The 16,239-nt window shown below is 46.9% G+C and carries 18 protein-coding genes; 8 read left to right on the top strand and 10 right to left on the bottom strand.

Features of this window, described 5'->3' with window-relative positions; all coding sequences use genetic code 11:
• Positions 1-198: 198 nt before the first annotated feature.
• On the bottom strand, positions 199-2,076 hold the full coding sequence (locus QUB06_RS22835; RefSeq protein ID WP_333437214.1) for a DUF1565 domain-containing protein: 1,878 nt from the start codon (positions 2,074-2,076) through the stop codon (positions 199-201).
• A 222-nt stretch (positions 2,077-2,298) separates the two neighbouring features.
• On the opposite strand from QUB06_RS22835, the gene QUB06_RS22830 reads away from it, so the two are divergent.
• Together QUB06_RS22830 and thiS are read left to right on the top strand one after the other, a co-directional pair.
• Complete coding sequence (locus QUB06_RS22830) at positions 2,299-3,381, top strand: thiamine phosphate synthase (RefSeq protein ID WP_333437213.1); 1,083 nt, start codon at positions 2,299-2,301, stop codon at positions 3,379-3,381.
• Positions 3,382-3,478: 97 nt separating this feature from the next.
• Positions 3,479-3,691: a sulfur carrier protein ThiS gene (gene thiS / locus QUB06_RS22825; RefSeq protein WP_015176890.1), complete on the top strand. Its 213-nt coding sequence runs from the start codon at positions 3,479-3,481 to the stop codon at positions 3,689-3,691.
• 301 nt (positions 3,692-3,992) lie between these two features.
• Here thiS and rpmA read toward each other — a convergent pair whose 3' ends face one another.
• From rpmA to glpK, 6 genes are all read right to left on the bottom strand, one after another.
• On the bottom strand, positions 3,993-4,292 hold the full coding sequence (gene rpmA, locus QUB06_RS22820) for a 50S ribosomal protein L27 (RefSeq protein ID WP_333437212.1): 300 nt from the start codon (positions 4,290-4,292) through the stop codon (positions 3,993-3,995).
• Between the two features lie 27 nt (positions 4,293-4,319).
• Positions 4,320-4,712: a 50S ribosomal protein L21 gene (rplU, locus tag QUB06_RS22815; RefSeq protein ID WP_333036112.1), complete on the bottom strand. Its 393-nt coding sequence runs from the start codon at positions 4,710-4,712 to the stop codon at positions 4,320-4,322.
• Between the two features lie 263 nt (positions 4,713-4,975).
• Positions 4,976-5,191 carry a hypothetical protein gene (locus QUB06_RS22810; protein ID WP_333437211.1) on the bottom strand — a complete coding sequence of 72 codons (216 nt, stop codon included), beginning with the start codon at positions 5,189-5,191 and terminating at the stop codon, positions 4,976-4,978.
• Between the two features lie 325 nt (positions 5,192-5,516).
• On the bottom strand, positions 5,517-6,014 hold the full coding sequence (locus QUB06_RS22805; protein WP_333437210.1) for a DUF3122 domain-containing protein: 498 nt from the start codon (positions 6,012-6,014) through the stop codon (positions 5,517-5,519).
• Between the two features lie 230 nt (positions 6,015-6,244).
• Positions 6,245-6,616 carry a c-type cytochrome gene (locus tag QUB06_RS22800; RefSeq protein ID WP_333437209.1) on the bottom strand — a complete coding sequence of 124 codons (372 nt, stop codon included), beginning with the start codon at positions 6,614-6,616 and terminating at the stop codon, positions 6,245-6,247.
• A 74-nt stretch (positions 6,617-6,690) separates the two neighbouring features.
• Entirely contained in the window at positions 6,691-8,178 is a 1,488-nt protein-coding gene (gene glpK / locus QUB06_RS22795; RefSeq protein ID WP_333437208.1) for a glycerol kinase GlpK, read from the bottom strand.
• Positions 8,179-8,276: 98 nt separating this feature from the next.
• On the opposite strand from glpK, the gene QUB06_RS22790 reads away from it, so the two are divergent.
• Positions 8,277-8,861, top strand: a complete 585-nt coding sequence (locus QUB06_RS22790; RefSeq protein WP_333437207.1) for an endonuclease dU — start codon at positions 8,277-8,279, stop codon at positions 8,859-8,861.
• A 131-nt stretch (positions 8,862-8,992) separates the two neighbouring features.
• Here QUB06_RS22790 and QUB06_RS22785 read toward each other — a convergent pair whose 3' ends face one another.
• A complete protein-coding gene (locus QUB06_RS22785) occupies positions 8,993-10,261 on the bottom strand; it encodes an FHA domain-containing protein (protein ID WP_333437206.1) in 1,269 nt (422 codons plus the stop codon).
• Positions 10,262-11,145: 884 nt separating this feature from the next.
• Here QUB06_RS22785 and apcA point away from each other — a divergent pair.
• The 3 genes from apcA to QUB06_RS22770 all read left to right on the top strand — a co-directional run bounded on the left by apcA (position 11,146) and on the right by QUB06_RS22770 (position 12,837).
• Positions 11,146-11,631 (top strand): allophycocyanin subunit alpha, encoded by a 486-nt coding sequence (gene apcA, locus QUB06_RS22780; protein WP_333036136.1) that lies wholly within the window; start codon positions 11,146-11,148, stop codon positions 11,629-11,631.
• Between the two features lie 176 nt (positions 11,632-11,807).
• Complete coding sequence (gene apcB / locus QUB06_RS22775; RefSeq protein ID WP_006634930.1) at positions 11,808-12,293, top strand: allophycocyanin subunit beta; 486 nt, start codon at positions 11,808-11,810, stop codon at positions 12,291-12,293.
• 340 nt (positions 12,294-12,633) lie between these two features.
• Positions 12,634-12,837 carry a phycobilisome linker polypeptide gene (locus QUB06_RS22770; RefSeq protein WP_006634929.1) on the top strand — a complete coding sequence of 68 codons (204 nt, stop codon included), beginning with the start codon at positions 12,634-12,636 and terminating at the stop codon, positions 12,835-12,837.
• Between the two features lie 111 nt (positions 12,838-12,948).
• Here QUB06_RS22770 and QUB06_RS22765 read toward each other — a convergent pair whose 3' ends face one another.
• A complete protein-coding gene (locus QUB06_RS22765; RefSeq protein WP_333437205.1) occupies positions 12,949-13,371 on the bottom strand; it encodes an EamA family transporter in 423 nt (140 codons plus the stop codon).
• A gap of 36 nt (positions 13,372-13,407) precedes the next feature.
• Here QUB06_RS22765 and QUB06_RS22760 point away from each other — a divergent pair, with 36 nt between their 5' ends.
• Positions 13,408-14,628, top strand: a complete 1,221-nt coding sequence (locus QUB06_RS22760; RefSeq protein WP_333437204.1) for an FtsW/RodA/SpoVE family cell cycle protein — start codon at positions 13,408-13,410, stop codon at positions 14,626-14,628.
• A gap of 482 nt (positions 14,629-15,110) precedes the next feature.
• Here the strand turns inward: QUB06_RS22760 and QUB06_RS22755 are convergent, their stop codons facing one another.
• Positions 15,111-15,239 (bottom strand): helix-turn-helix domain-containing protein, encoded by a 129-nt coding sequence (locus QUB06_RS22755; protein ID WP_333437203.1) that lies wholly within the window; start codon positions 15,237-15,239, stop codon positions 15,111-15,113.
• Between the two features lie 21 nt (positions 15,240-15,260).
• Between QUB06_RS22755 and QUB06_RS22750 the strand changes: the two genes are divergently transcribed.
• Positions 15,261-16,239, top strand: a 979-nt coding sequence (locus tag QUB06_RS22750; RefSeq protein ID WP_333437202.1) for a tetratricopeptide repeat protein, incomplete at its 3' end; no start/stop codon positions are given.

Genomic DNA, 16,239 nt, shown 5'->3' with positions numbered 1-16,239 from the left:
AAGCTTATAGTATCAAGGGACTCGCGAGTTCATTCATCTTTCTAAATCCTGTTTTCTTACTTTTTCAGCAAGCCCTAGTTATTTTTGAAAGAGGTCTAATGACTACTGACTAATGACTAATGACTACTGACTACTGACTAATGACTAATGACTACTGACTACTGACTACTGACTACTGACTAATGACTACTGACCATTTCATTTAATTTCTTCAATTCGAGCATTCAAACCGTTAGCGCTGAGCATTTGTACCAATTCCTCAGCTTTTTCGCGTTCCCGAAAAGCACCGGCTTGCATCACTGGTCGCCCGCTGGCAAAACTGCGAAAAGCACCGGGAACGAGGGATTGCATTTTTTGTCGATCGCCCCAACTGTTGGCATCCACCACAACTCGATAGCGCAAACCCAAAGCAGACGGTAGATCGAATGACGGCGAATTATCCCCGGCATCGGGCAAAGAATTCCCCCCCAAAGGTGCAGGTACATAACCGCCCCTTCCGATAGGAATGTTGCGACCAGGAACCGGTAATCTACCCTCGGAAGCAACCGAACTCGAACTATCAAAATTGGGAGGAATAATTGGTTGCTGTACCGAAATTTCCGAAACCGATCGATAATTCGGATCGGGCACAGGAATTGCGATCGCCCCTGGGACTACCGATGAAGCAGCGGCATTCCTCCCAGAAAGCTCTTGCCGCAACTGAGCGCTTGAGGGTGCCGATAGATTTTGCACCGGCCGCCTGGAAACGGGCGCAGGTGGCGAAATTGGCGCTCTTTCAACTCTGGGACTTAGCCGACCGGGAGTGTAAGCAGGGAGAGAAGTGTCGGGGCCGCCGATGCTGGGAGGTCGATCGGTCGTTAGCTGCAAAGCACTTCCCCCCATTGGTGGAGGGGTAAAAGTTCCCGCCACGTCAACCGAGCCCGTCGTCCGGCTGCTCGACAATTGATTCCCGTAAGCTGGGATTACTTGACCTTTTGCCGCATTGTTCACATCATACTGACCGTTGTTGCGAATGACATTGCCCCCCGGTTCGGCCGCAGTTCCCAAATCCGGCAGAGCTCTCGATATCGCCACAATTCCGTCGCGGCGGTTACTCTCGATATAATTGTTACGCAGCACCGGCCTAGCATTAGCTTGCACCACTACGCCGTCCTTATTGCGAGTAATTTTGTTACCGATGAGCAGAGGCGAAGCGTTCTGCGCTACATTCACCCCAAATCCCGTGTTTTCAAACACATTATCTCGAACTTCCGGCTGGGAAGTGCCAAAAATAGTAATGCCGTTAGCTCCATTGTTCGAGAAAACATTCCCGCCAATCGTCGGCCTGGAAGTACCCACTACCGAAATGCCGTCGTGAGTGCTGCCAGAAAAAGTATTGTTGACAACCGTTGGAGAACTCGATTCGATCCACAAAGCGTAACCGCGATAGTTGGTATTCGTCACCGTCACCCCGCTGAGTCCCGCCCCATCTGCGCCTAAAATCGCAATATTTTGACCCGCCGAAGTCGGACTGATAAAGTATCCTCCGCCTTTGATGACAATATTCTGACCGCGAGTGTTGGGATTTCCCTGAACTGTCACGCTGGGCCTGAGCATTAACGGAAATTTTTCGCCGGTTTGCTCGCTGTAAGTACCGGGCGCTAGCAAAATCGCTGTCTTGGGCGGGGCCACGCTTAAGGCGTAGGTAAGGGTTTTAAACGGAGCTCGATCGCTGCCGTTGCCCCCCGTGTCGCTGCCCCCTGTCGAGCTGACGTACAGTATGTTAATCTCGCTCTCCAGGGTCTGAGAAAGTAGCTGCACTCCGGGTATCCCGGCAGCGATAACTGACGGTTGAGGGTTGCAAAAGGCGGTCATCGCAAAAACGAGCAGAAGGCAAGAACTCAAACAAGATTTTTGCGATCGCTTTTCTTTGCACTCGCTATATTGAGAATTTAGGAGCATAAATAAACCCCACTGATTTGCGATCCGAGTTCCGCTTCCCGAATTCGGTGTCGGGTTTTCGCGATCGAACTTAGATTTCACCCGCCTGCTGGGGTTTTCTTCTGTTAATCTTTTGTGTTGTTCTGCTAACCTCACGGCTCTCCTCCGAAGTGTGGTATGCAGTTTAACGATTCCACTCTCATCAAGTTTGATCTATTATGCTTTGTTTTCATCAAATTCAATAAAACTTAAAAAATTATTGTCGAATTTACATTGGTTTATGCCAAAATTAAGCCGCCTGCTTTGCCACAATCTTGACAGCGTGGGACAAGGTAGCGGTTTGACTGGTAGGATTAATTATAATTAGGGTGGTTGTGAATGACCGACAAACAAAACAGAACTTTACCGGCACAGCCAGCCCTCTGCCGGATTTTAGATGCAAATTTAGATCGATCGCGCGAAGGGTTGAGAATTATTGAAGAATGGTGCAGGTTTGGTCTCAACAGCGCGGATTTAGCAGGCGAGTGCAAGCAACTGCGTCAAGAATTGGCTGGTTGGCACGTTGCAGAACTTCGCAGCGCTAGGGATACGCCGGCTGATCCGGGTACGGAGTTGACTCACCCGCAGGAAGAGCAGCGTTCGAGCATTCAGCAGCTACTGGAGGCGAATTTCTGTAGGGTGGAAGAAGCTCTGCGGGTACTCGAAGAGTATGGCAAAATTTACGATCCGAATATGGGGGCTGCTTTTAAGCAGATGCGCTATCGGGTTTATACTCTCGAAAGCAATTTGCTGGCTTACCGGCGCTACCAGCAGTTACTTCGATCGCAGTTATACCTTGTAACTTCGCCGAGAGACAACTTGATGGGAGTCGTGGAAGCTGCTTTGCAAGGCGGACTGACTTTGGTGCAGTACCGCGACAAAAGCTCAGACGACGGCGCAAAGCTGGCTAACGCGCGCCAGCTTTGCGAACTTTGTCACCGCTACGATGCTTTGCTAATTGTGAACGATCGCGTGGATTTGGCGATTGCAGCGGATGCCGACGGCGTACACTTAGGGCAGGGAGATTGGCCTGTGGCGGAAGCGCGCAAGTTGCTCGGCCCCGGACGCATCATCGGTCGTTCTACTACGAATGGCGAGGAAATGCAGCGAGCTATTGAAGAGGGAGCCGACTACATTGGAGTTGGGCCGGTTTACCACACTCCTACTAAACCTGATAAACACGCGGCGGGTTTGGACTATGTGCGGTATGCTGCTGATAAGTCGCCGATTCCGTGGTTTGCGATCGGCGGAATTGATATCAACAACCTCGATGAAATATTGAATGCCGGAGCTCAAAGGGTTGCCATAGTACGCGCGATTATGGAAGCAGAACAGCCTACTTTAGTCACGCAGTTTTTCATCTCGCAGTTGATTCGGATGCAGAATCTAAAAGCTCAAAAAGCTTTGCACGGAAAAAGCTAGGTTGATTGGAGATTTGTAGGGCGGGTTTAGCACAGGAAATCTGTGCATAAAATATAATTTTGTTACCAAACCCGCCCTGAAAACTGATATTTTACTTATGATAAATCAAATTGCGCTGCAAGTTAACGGAGAAACCCGCAATTGTGCGATCGACACACCGTTACCAAAATTACTAGAACAATTGGGATTAAACCCCCGTTTGGTGGCTGTGGAGTACAACGGGGAAATTCTGCACAAACAATTTTGGGAAACTACACAGATGCAAGAGGGTGACATCTTAGAAGTTGTCACAATTGTCGGAGGAGGCTAGCCACAAATTGGTGACAAATTAAGCCTTAAATTGTCACCAATTGGCAGAACCTAGGAATGTCGCTTTCAGTCAAGTCTAGATCCCCCTAAATCCCCCTTAATAAGGGGGACTTTGAGAAGAATCTTGTCCCCCTAAATCCCGGTTAATTAACAGGGACTTTGAGAAAAATCTTGCCCTAAATCCCGTTAATTAACAGGGACTTTGAGAAAAATCTTGTCCCCCCCTTATTAAGGGGGGCTAGGGGGGATCTAGACTTTGAGACAAACAAAAGAAACTTAAGCAACGCCGCAAAATCTCACAATTAAACAGCGACAGCTTCAGCCGCAGCTTCAGCCACAGGTGCTGCTACAACAGGATAAATGCTGACTTTCTTGCGAGTTTTGCCTTTTCTTTCAAAAGTCACCACACCGTCAATCATGGCAAACAGAGTATCATCTCTGCCGATACCAACATTATTACCAGGGTGAACTTTAGTGCCGCGTTGACGGATCAAAATGTTGCCAGCTTTGACAACTTGACCGCCGTACTTTTTGACACCCAGACGCTGAGAATTAGAGTCGCGTCCGTTACGTGTACTGCCTGTACCTTTCTTGTGGGCCATAATATCCTCAACTGTATTTACTATGTTTTATTCTGAATCAGTTTCGGCGGTTTGGGGGGTTTCCACAACTGCTTGAGTTAAGTCTCTGGCGGCCAAGACTGTACCGTTGACGCTAATCGAGTCAATCATAAAGCGAGTTGTTTCTTGACGGTGCCCTTTTTTCTTCCGAGTTTTCTTTTTCGGCTTCATCTTGTAGACGAGGACTTTGCGGCCCCGGAAATGCCGTAGAACCGTTCCTTCTACTGTGGCATTTTCTAGTAGAGGCTGGCCGATATGAACCTCGCCTTCGTGCTGGATCAGAAATACTTTGTCTATGGTGACTTTGGATTCAGCTTCAACGTGAAGCAGTTCGATGTCGTAGAAGCGGCCTGGTTCTACCCGAAATTGTTTGCCGCCGGTTTCAATGATTGCGTAAGTCATGGGATGGTTGTTGAGATTGCCGTACAGGTAGCTGATGAGTCTTTGGTCATTGGTCGTTGTGGACTTTTGACTGCTGACTGCTCTCCAGCTTTTGGAATGTCTTAACCTGATCCGAGCCGGATTTAGACAGACAATCTACTATTATTGCGGATTGTTGTAGTTTTGTCAAGTTTTATCGCGCCTGAAAATTCTAATTAGGGATAAAAATAGAAGATGCTGTCACTTTTTTATCCCATTTCTCCAAAAGGTCGATCGAACTGGGTTCAAGCCGTCGCAGAACATTTGCTCGATCGTAACAATTCCAAAGCTTGCTGTTTCACCCTACCCTCCATCACCTCTTTTTGCAAATTAATAAAAGCCTCAAAATCTTCTAAACCGTACTTAGTCATCTGCAACTGCTGTCGCAACTGTTCTTCGGCCTCAACCGTTAAGTAACCTGTTGCCAATGCTTTTCGGACAATTTTACTGATTAAAGTCATAGTAGATTTACCCTGAATACACCTACGTTAAAACACTGAAGTTTTGTCACCTGACTAACTCAGCTTTTAGTTTGTTTCATAATTACCCTTCAAATAGGTTAAATCTACCTTAAGGTCTATGTAAATAAAGTTATTTTTGATACATTGATGAAACTGTAGCTATTTTAAATGTAGAGTGCGATTAAATTGGTATCTTGAGTTTTTGTCAGACAACATTATCCTTCAACTACGTTAAATCTACCTTAAGGCAGAATTTAAACATAGCGATTTGTAACATTGCAAATTGTATGGATTTTAAATGTAGAGTGCGCTTAACTTGGTATATTTAGTTTCTATCTAACAACAGCCGCCATTCTCTGACAGCAAAAGGAGGAACCAGCAATTCTGTTTCTTTTTGATTTTTCACGGGCAAACTCAACAGCAAAGGTCGATTACTTTCCACTTGTGTAATTATTGATTTGAAATCGTATTCTCCGACATTAATTGGCAAATCCGACTCGTTCCAAATATCATTAGCATTGCCAACTTCGCGCTGCCCCGCCACAACTTTCAGCGGAACCGGGTGCTGCAATTCTGTTCCGGGAAATCCTACTAATCTCAGATTTAAAGACTTTACTACTCCCGACTTTACTCGCTTGTACAAAACAACTTGCCATGCTTTGTCATCTGTATCACGCAGGCTTTGTACGGATCGGAACATTACTGTCTCGGCAGTTTCTGGATATTTGTGAATCGAGGCGAAAGCGGGCGGGCTGACAGCTAAGATTAGATACAAGCACAAGCTAATAATAGTTAAAAATCTACGCCAAAAATATTTTTTCAACTTTCAATACCTCCAAAAAATTACATTTTTTACAAAAAAACAGAAAAAAGAGCTGGTTTGTATTGAGATTATTAAGAGATGAACAATAGAAGACAAGAAGCAGGCAGGTTTTGTATAAAAATTATTCATCTATGACCAAGTTACGCGCTAAACCTGCCCCTACATTATACCTCGGCTTGGTTTGCTGAAGTTAGGCGCTAAACCTGGTCTTACAATGTAGATAGTCTGGTTTATTTCCAATCGGTTTCAGCTTGGGATAACACGTAAGCTGAAACATCGATAATTTGTTGTTCCGACAAACGATCTTTGTAAGCGGGCATAATACCTTTGCCGTTGGTTACTAAGTTGGAAATGTTGTCGATGGAATCCATACCGTATTTTTTTAATGCTTTTTGTTTCAAGTTTTTGCCGCGCCTGATAATGTTGCTGCCGTTGATGTGACAGCCTGCACAGTTGGCGCTGAAGACTTCGGCGGCGGTTGTGGGATTTGTAGTTGTATCTGCGATCGCCATTTGGGAATTAGCAGCTATTTCTACAAATGCCAGTGTCAGTATCAATACAAAGGCGGTGAGATTTTTTTTTAAGTTCTTTAGCGAAATCATTTATTTGCAAGTTGAAAAATAGTGCTGGATTTAATGATATCACTAAATACAGATTTTGGGGTTAACTCAGCGATTTATTCTTCCCAATCGAAGGTGCGGGAAACAGCTTTTTTCCAAAAGCGATATTTTTGCTCGCGAAGTGCGATCGGCATTTTCGGTTCCCAAGTACAATCCACCGCCCAATTCTCCCGCAATTCGGCTAGCTGACTCCAAAAACCCACCGCCAAACCGGCCGCATAAGCCACACCGAGTGCAGTAGTTTCTGCTACCACAGGCCGCATCACAGGCACTCCCAAAACATCGCTCTGAAACTGCATCAGCGTGTGATTTCCCACCATTCCTCCGTCTACTTTTAAAGACAAAAGCTGCACAGCAGAATCCTGATTCATCGCCTCCAATACTTCTCGCGTTTGCCACGCGGTAGCTTCCAATACTGCGCGGGCAATGTGTGCCTTAGTCACGTAGCGAGTTAAACCTGCAATTACTCCCCGGGCGCTGTCTTTCCAATAGGGTGCGTAGAGTCCAGAAAATGCCGGGACAACGTAAACTCCGCCGCTATCTTCAACTGTATTTGCTAATGTTTCTACTTCCGCAGATGTGTTGATGATGCCCAAATTGTCCCGCAGCCACTGCACTAAAGCTCCGGCGAGGGCAATACTGCCTTCTAAAGCATACACAGCGGGGGATTCCCCCATCTTGTAGGCGACTGTTGTCAGCAACCCGTTTTTTGAACGGACGATCGCCTCACCAGTATTCAGCAGCATAAAACAGCCCGTACCGTAAGTATTTTTTGCCTCTCCGGGACTGAAACAAGTTTGCCCGACGAGGGCGGCCTGCTGATCCCCCAAAGCAGCAGCAATCGGAACGCCTGCAAGCAATCCTTTTGCAGTTCCAAAAACTTGACTCGAAGGGCGAATTTCTGGTAGCATCTGGCGGGGAATTGCCATTATTTCCAAAGTTTCCGCATCCCAATCAAGGGTTTGCAAATCCATCAGCATCGTGCGGCTGGCGTTGGTAACATCGGTAATGTGCACGCCGCCAGTCAGGTGCCAAATCAGAAAAGTATCGACATTGCCAAAAATCGCATCCCCTCGATTTGCAGCTTCCCGCAATCCTGGAATATTGTCCAGCATCCACTTAATTTTCGGCCCGCTGAAATAAGTTGTCAGCGGCAAACCGCATCGTTTTTGAAATCGATCTTTGCCCTCAACTTCAGCTAATTGATCGCAAAGGAAGCGAGTGCGGGTATCTTGCCAAACAATGGCATTGCCGTAAGGTTTGCCAGTTTTTCTGTCCCAAATAATTGTAGTTTCGCGCTGGTTGGTAATACCGAGTGCTGCAATATCTTTAGGGTCGATATTGCCCATTTCAAGGGCATTTTTAATCACGCTTTGGGTGCGCTGCCAAATTTCCTCGGGATTGTGTTCCACCCATCCCGGTTGCGGATAGAGTTGCTGGTGTTCTTGTTGGTTGCTGCAAATTCTCTGTCCCAGGCGATCGAATACGATAAATCGGGTGCTGGTGGTGCCTTGGTCGATCGCTGCTACGTATTTTTTTGCCACTTGTCTAAAACCTTTTTAGTAATGAGCTATTTAACGTATATGATACTATGTAAAACACAAGCTAAGATCAAAAACTTTAGTTTAGGGAACTCCACAAGTTGAAACTGGCAGATTTGCTCAGGCTCGATCGCACAATTAAGGTTATTGGCTTTGACGACGCTCCGTTTTCTCGAACCAGCGGCAGTCTGGTGTCGATCGCGGGCATAGTCTGCGGGGGAACTCGATTTGAAGGAATGGTGTGGGGACAAGTCCTCCCCGACGGATTAGATGCCACGGATGCTATTTCTGCGCTACTCCTCGGAGGCAAATTTTTGCCGCAATTGCATCTGGTTTTGCTAGACGGAATTGCTTTCGGCGGCTTCAATATTATTGACCTTCCCGAGTTAGCATCGCGGCTGCAAATTCCTTGCGTTGCTGTCATGCGTCGCCAACCAGATTTAGCTGCTGTTGAAAAAGCCCTCCGCCATTTACCCGATGCAGAGTACCGTTTAGAATTGTTGCGCGGCGCCGGGAAAATTCACGCTTTTGAACCTTTCTTTTTTCAAGTGTGCGGCGAACAGCCCGAAGTAATAGCGAGGGTGCTCCAGCGTTTGACAGACACTGGGAAAGTTCCTGAAGCTTTGCGTTTGGCTCATTTGATTGGTGCGGCGGTAATTAATGGAGTTAGCAGCAGTTCTGCTTGAATTATTGTTAAGAACGGGCAAGATGCCCGTTCCACAAAGAGTAATTTTTTTTGTGGGGTTGGCATCCTGCCCGCCCATGAAAAGCTTATTGTAAATGATGTTATTCGATGAGTTTGTACCTACCTACTTACTTACACAATTTCGCCGTCAATTTCACCGAATTCGATTTGAGTTCCCAACGCCAAAGTCAGGGTACTTTCAGGTTCTACCATTTTTATATCACCTTGAATGTCGGTAGCCCACCAAGCGCGATCGCACAAATTGGTCAATCCTAACGAAAGCTCGTTTCTCGATCGAGAAGTGACTATAGCTACCAGACCGTTAGATCCTGCGGCTGTTAAACTCGGTATGTCAGAGGTGAATAGTTGAGTTCCCGCACTCAGAGGAATAACTCGACTGCCTAATTTTAGAGATAATTGGCTGCTAGTAAAAGAATTTACTGCGGGCTGATTTGATATAAAGGTAGGCGGAATATTTGCCGGTGTTGGGGCTGGCAAGTCAGAGTTTCCTACTGTAATTGTACAGTTGCCGATTCTCTTTTGGTCGCCCGATCGCAAATAACTCACCGCCCCGCTATCAAGATTCTCGCAAACAATATTACCTGCTTCCAATTGAAACCGCATTGCCAAGGGTGAAACATTAGGAATGCAGATAATAGACAAATTTTCATCACTGCCAAAAGTCACTGGTTCCGAGCCCAGAGTGAGAGTGCGATTTGCTCCGGTATCGTAACTAATTACCAGCCAAGCTTTGTTGAACAAAGTTTCAGCTACAACTAGCATGATTCCAATCCAAAAACCGATCGCAGCACAGCCAGCTAAACGGCCCGCGGTACCGGATAGATTGTAAGCAAACAGAATAAACAAACAGCCGCCCAAAACACCTCCAACACCGCCACCTCCCGCGCCGCGAAGCGCTCCCAAATTAGGAATCCGCTGTGCAAGTCCCAGTCCTAACAAACTGCCAGCTATTCCCCAGCAAAGTACTCGCAATAATTCGTTGTTTCCGTCGCCAATTCCGCTGTAAATACCTTCGGCGATCGCCCCAGAAATGGCTCCTGCAATTAAACCAAACAATCCGCCATTTTTTAAAGCCTGTTTAATTTGAGGCTTGCCTTTGATATAGTAATAATATCCGAACATGATAGCCGTAGCAATGCCACAGCCTACCAATCCAAACCAGCGAGCGGTAGAAAATACACTGTCAAAAAAAGATGCCGAATCAGGGAGTCGCTCCAATCCAAACCAGCGGCCTGTAGACAATACACTGTCAAAAAAAGATTCCGAATTAGGGAGTCGCTGCATGAAAGGTTCGGTGATTAGATTGCCGACGAAACCGCCGACAGCACCGCTAATCCCAAACTGCAAAGCTTTTTTAAGGGCTGATAGATTTCTTTTCACGGCGCACCAGATTAAAAGTGAGAGTCAAATCTAGCTACAAGCTCGAAAGTCACGATTTCCGATGATCTGATATCTGGCATCGCGCTTGAGAACAGGGCCGAGGGCCTGTTGCACAAACACAAAGAGTGAGTTTTATTGTGGGTAGTAGGGGTTGGGCAGGAGTCATGGGTGTCAACTTAAGCTTTTAGTCCGCCAGTCCTCCCACTCACCCGGCAGTCCGCCCGTCCAAGACTTATTGAGAATGGTGCAAGATGTGAGACGATCGCACCTCTCCCCGCCTCTCTCCCCCTCTCCCGCTTCCCTCCCTCTCAGGCCCAAGCCTTTGAACCTCGCGCCCTCGCCCGTCACAGATCCCTCGCGAGGCATGAATCGCCTGTAACCATTGCTGCAAGATAATTTTAGCAATTTTTTTTCTGTGAAATTTTAACTTTTCCGACCCAAGCGAGGGCCCAAATATGAAAAGGAATGTTACAAACTATTACAGTAACACTCAGAATGTGAACATAATGCCTCAAAATACTTGCGAGAGGTAGTTGCGTCCGAGGAGCAATATCCTTACTAACTGTCCGACAGTCACTCGATCGCCACTAAGTGGCCTGCTGCAATCTTTATCATAAATTAAAGATCGCATCAGTCATTTATGGTATTGTAAGCGACAGGCTTAGTGCGGGCACTCACAAGCGCACCGGCGTGAAGAACAAGCGCCGTCAAACACTGAAGGCAGCCGCCCCCCAACAACTTCAACAGTTGCTGATTGTGGAAAGTCCGACCTTCGGAGTCAAAGCTCCTGCCTGAGCATGAAAGGTAAGGGATGCAAGCGCCCGCCGTCGCTAGCTCAGCGCGGAGCAGTTCATATAGCAAAATATCCAGCGGGTACACACAAGATGAGTATCGTCACCAAATCAATCGTCAACGCAGACGCCGAAGCTCGCTACTTGAGCCCAGGTGAATTAGATCGGATCAAAAGCTTCGTCACCTCTGGTGAACGCCGCGTCCGTATCGCCCAAATTTTGAGCGAATCCCGCGAACGCATCGTCAAGCAAGCAGGCGACCAACTTTTCCAAAAGCGCCCTGATATTGTTTCTCCCGGCGGCAACGCTTACGGCGAAGAAATGACCGCAACTTGCTTGCGCGACATGGACTACTACCTGCGTTTGATTACCTACGGAATCGTAGCTGGCGACATTACTCCGATCGAAGAAATCGGTATTGTCGGCGTCCGCGAAATGTACAAATCTCTCGGCACCCCGATTGAAGCCGTCGCCGAAGGCGTTCGCGCTATGAAAAATGCAGCAAGTTCGCTGCTGTCTGGAGAAGATGCTTCCGAAGCTTCCTCTTACTTCGACTACGTTATCGGTGCGATGCAGTAAGGAATTTCGATTTTAGGTTTTCGATTTTAGATTGAAAAATTGGGGGTTGCCGGCAACAAGTTAAAAGCTTTTGCAAATAACCAGCCAGTTAAAAATCTCAAATCCCACATCCCAAATTCCAAATTCTAGCTCCAAAATTGGACTGACTCAGCCACTTTCTAGGAAACAAGACAACCATGCAAGACGCAATTACCGCCGTTATCAATTCCTCTGACGTTCAAGGTAAGTACCTGGACATCAGCGCTCTAGACAAGCTCAAGAACTACTTTGCTTCTGGCGAACTGCGCGTCCGCGCCGCTACAGCCATCAGCGCTAATGCAGCCACAATCGTCAAAGAAGCAGTTGCTAAGTCTCTGTTGTACTCTGACGTAACTCGTCCCGGCGGCAATATGTACACCACTCGTCGTTATGCAGCTTGCATCCGCGACTTGGACTACTACCTGCGCTATGCCACCTACGCTATGCTAGCTGGCGACCCTTCCATCCTCGATGAGCGCGTGCTCAACGGTTTGAAAGAAACCTACAACTCCTTGGGCGTGCCCATCGGTTCTACCGTACAAGCAATCCAAGCAATGAAAGAAGTCACCGCCGGTTTGGTCGGTTCTGACGCTGGTAAAGAAATGGGCGTCTATTTCGACTACATCTGCTCTGGCTTGAGCTAAGACTCAGGAAGAAGGAAGAAGGAAGAAGGAAGTTCGGCAACGGATTCTGTAACGGATGTAACTGATGTAACGGATGTAACAGATTTCAGTCCGATGGAAGTCGGAAGAAGGAAGAAGATTTATTTCTTGCCTCTTTTAACTTTTAACTTTTTACTTTGGACTTGTTACCTTTGGCTTTGAAAAGAGGTCAGGGAAGTTGAGAGTGATTGCTAGACCGTCAAAGGCTTGTCGAGAAAGCCCGACGAGTTTTAACGAGCTAGTTTTGATTCCTAACTCCCTGCCTTCAATCTTTAAAAAATCCATCTAATAATCTGTAAACCTACTCAGGAGTTTGTTTCCCATGAGAATGTTTAAGGTGACTGCTTGCGTCCCAAGTCAAACTCGCATCCGCACTCAGCGCGAATTGCAAAATACCTATTTTACTAAGCTCGTTCCTTACGACAACTGGTTCCGGGAACAGCAAAGAATTATGAAAATGGGCGGCAGAATTATTAAAGTGCAACTGGCTACGGGTAAGCCCGGAGCTAATACGGGTCTGCTTTAAGAGCCGAAGCTGGATTAGTAGAGGGGTAAGAGGTCGCGATCGACCTCTTTTTTGTTGTTATAGTAGAAGGAAGAATGTCCAGGGTTGTTAATCTAATCATTGACAAATATTTCAATAAGCCGAAAGTATAACTGCAATTATCGCTAACAAAACAGCAAGCATTTGTGGTAATGTAATAGCCTCTTTCAAGAATAAAGACGATAATAATATAGTAATCAGCGGGTAGATAGACGTAACACTCACTACATTGGCAACTTCACCTTTACCAAGGGCTATAAAAAATACTAATGATGCCACCGTACCACAAACGCCAACTAACATGGCAAACAAAATTCCCCTAACATCTCCCTCAAAAATCAAATTATTGGTGTGGAAAATAATAAATAAAGTAGTTAAAATAGCGCCAATTGCTTCATAAACAAAAGCAGTTTTGTAGTCAATATATTTAGTCGCTAAATTACCGAAAAATCCCCACAAACCATATAACAGCGAGCAGATTAATGCGTAAATTAACCAATCTGGTACTTTAGCCATCTTTGTTAGAGTTTATTGAGATCATTCTAAAATCCTATGGCTAATGACATTCGACGCTTCATTCCCTTTTTTGACCCCAGCGCGTCTCAATGGGCCGCTGAGGCCCGGTGGCTCAGGTGGCTGACTTTTCTGTGGCTGTTTGTAGGGCTGACAGCTTTGTTTTCGGCTTCCTATCCCATTGCAAATTATGAATTTGGAGACGGCCTTTATTATTTTAAACGACAGCTAGTCGCAGTGGCGATCGGGCTGGCCGGTTTTAACTTGATGGTGTACTCCCCACTGCGCTACATCATGAAAACATCTCAGTTAGGCGTTTTATTGCTGCTGGGATTACTGTGGCTGACCTTAGTTCCGGGGGTGGGAACCACAATCAACGGGGCGACTCGCTGGATATCTCTGGGCCCGGTTCCGATTATTCAACCTTCGGAGTTGATTAAGCCGTTTTTTGTTCTCCAAAGCGCCCGCATTTTCGGCAACTGGTACCGGTTGACGAATAAAGTTCGCTTAACTTGGCTGTTAATTTTCGGTGCAATGCTTTTGGGAATTTTGTTGCAGCCGAATTTAAGTACCACGGCTTTGTGCGGGATGACTTTGTGGTTGGTGGCTTTAGCTGCTGGCTTGCCTTACTTGCAGTTGGGCGCAACGGCTATGGGGGGAATGCTTTTAGCGGTTTTAAGTATTAGTTTGAGGGAATATCAGCGCCGCCGGATTATGTCTTTCCTCAATCCTTGGGCTGATCCGATGCAAGACGGCTATCAGTTGATTCAAAGTCTCCTGGCTGTGGGTTCTGGGGGCATTTGGGGTGTGGGTTTGGGGATGTCGCAGCAAAAGTTATTTTATTTGCCGATTCAGTACAGCGATTTTATTTTTGCTGTGTTTGCTGAGGAGTTTGGTTTGGTGGGAGGTTTCTCGCTGTTGCTGATGTTGGCGGCTTACTCTACTGTGGCTTTGAGGGTAGCGATGAAGGCTCGAAATAGTGAGAGTCAGTTGGTGGCGATTGGGGTGATGGTGGTGATGGTGGGACAGTCGCTGCTGAATATTGGGGTGGCGACGGGGGTTTTGCCGACTACGGGTTTGCCGCTGCCGTTTTTTAGTTACGGGGGTTCTTCGATGTTGGCGAGTTTGTTGTTGTCGGGTTTGCTGATTCGGGTGGCGAGGGAGAGTTCTGAGGCTGATGTGGTTTCTTTGGATGGACGCAGAGGGAAGCCGGAAAAGCCGAAGTTACGATCGAACAACGGCAATACACAACCTGAATAATTTGTCAAGTTATTTCTTTGACGCGCGGGTAGCTAGAAACCGGGTTTTTTAACCACAATATTTGCTTAAAACCTTCCATAAGAGTCAAAAAACCCGGTTTCTTTACCTTCTACGGCCCTGTCATTCCGGGCGATCGACTATTTCCGCCCGTCACCTTTATTGGGCGGTTCTTCTTGTTGTTCTTGAGGTTTAGCTGTGATCTCAGTTAATTCTTTTTTGTCGGGTTGCGGTGTTTCTTGAGTTGAGTTAGCCATTGAGTTTAGTCCTAAATAGATGCACCGCTTCATGATATCTTTTCCGGCTACAAATTTGTTGCTGTAGATAGGGGGAGGAAAATCAAGACAGACAATTCTGATGCAATTCGATGAGAGCTTTAATATTAGACAGCATTATGTATATGCAAATGGCTGTCGCTTGGTATACTGCTGGAGGGTTGCAGCCAAACAAATCGGAGGCGGAGGCAAAAACACCTTTGTTAAGAATTAAATGCGGAGATGGCGATCTCGAACGATTAACCCTTGCTGCTGCAATTTTCCCCGCATTCGCGTTACTGTTAGCCGCGTCGTGCAAATCGCAGTAGCAATATCTTGATGTCTCAAGCGGATACTCAAACCAGAGGCGACTCAAAAGTTATGAAACTGCAAAAAATAGGATGGTCGGGACTGATCTCAATCTTAGCGGCGCTGACTATAGGTGAGTTTCGATTTATCCCTAACTCTCAATTTAAAATCATCAATTCTCAGGCCTTGGCTCAAACGCAAGCTGAGCGGAAAGCCGAAGCAGACCGACTGTTAGACCAAGGGATTGAGCAGTATCAGATTAGTCAATTTCAAGCTGCATTGCAGTCTTGGCAACAGGCACTAATAATTTATGGAGAAATTAAAGACCGCCAAGGTGAAGGGAAAGCTCTGGGAAATCTGGGAAATGCTTACTTTTCCCTCGGCGACTACGCCAAAGCGATTGAGTACCAACAGCAGTTGTTGGCGATCGCGCGAGAAATAAAAAACCGCGAAGGTGAAGGGGCGGCTCTGGGAAGTCTGGGACTTGCTTACCTTTACCTGGGCGACTACGCCAAAGCGATCGAGTACCAACAGCAGGTGTTGGCGATCGCGCGAGAAATTAAAGACCGCCAAAGCGAGGGGAAAGCTCTGGGAAATCTGGGACTTGCTTACTTTTCCCTGGGCGACTACGCCAAAGCCATCGAGTACCAACAGCAGTGGTTGGCGATTGCTCGAGAAATTAAAGACCGTCAAAGCGAGGGGGCGGCTCTGGGAAATCTGGGAATTGCTTACAGTAACCTGGGCGACTACGCCAAAGCGATCGAGTACCAACAGCAGGTGTTGGCGATCGCGCGAGAAATTAAAGACCGCCAAAGCGAGGGGAAAGCTCTGGGAAATCTGGGACTTGCTTACAGTAACCTGGGCGACTACGCCAAAGCGATCGAGTACCAACAGCAGTGGTTGGCGATCGCGCGAGAAATTAAAGACCGCCAAAGCGAGGGGGCGGCTCTGGGGAATCTGGGACTTGCTTACGATTCCCTAGGCGACTACGCCAAAGCGATCGAGTACCAACAGCAGTTGTTGGCGATCGCGCGAGAAATTAAAGACCGCC

The sequence above is a fragment of the Microcoleus sp. D2_18a_D3 genome, from assembly GCF_036702455.1.
Lineage (GTDB): Bacteria > Cyanobacteriota > Cyanobacteriia > Cyanobacteriales > Microcoleaceae > Microcoleus.
The sequence above is the reverse complement of the archived record's forward strand: the minus strand, read 5'-3'. Positions and strand labels throughout refer to the sequence as shown.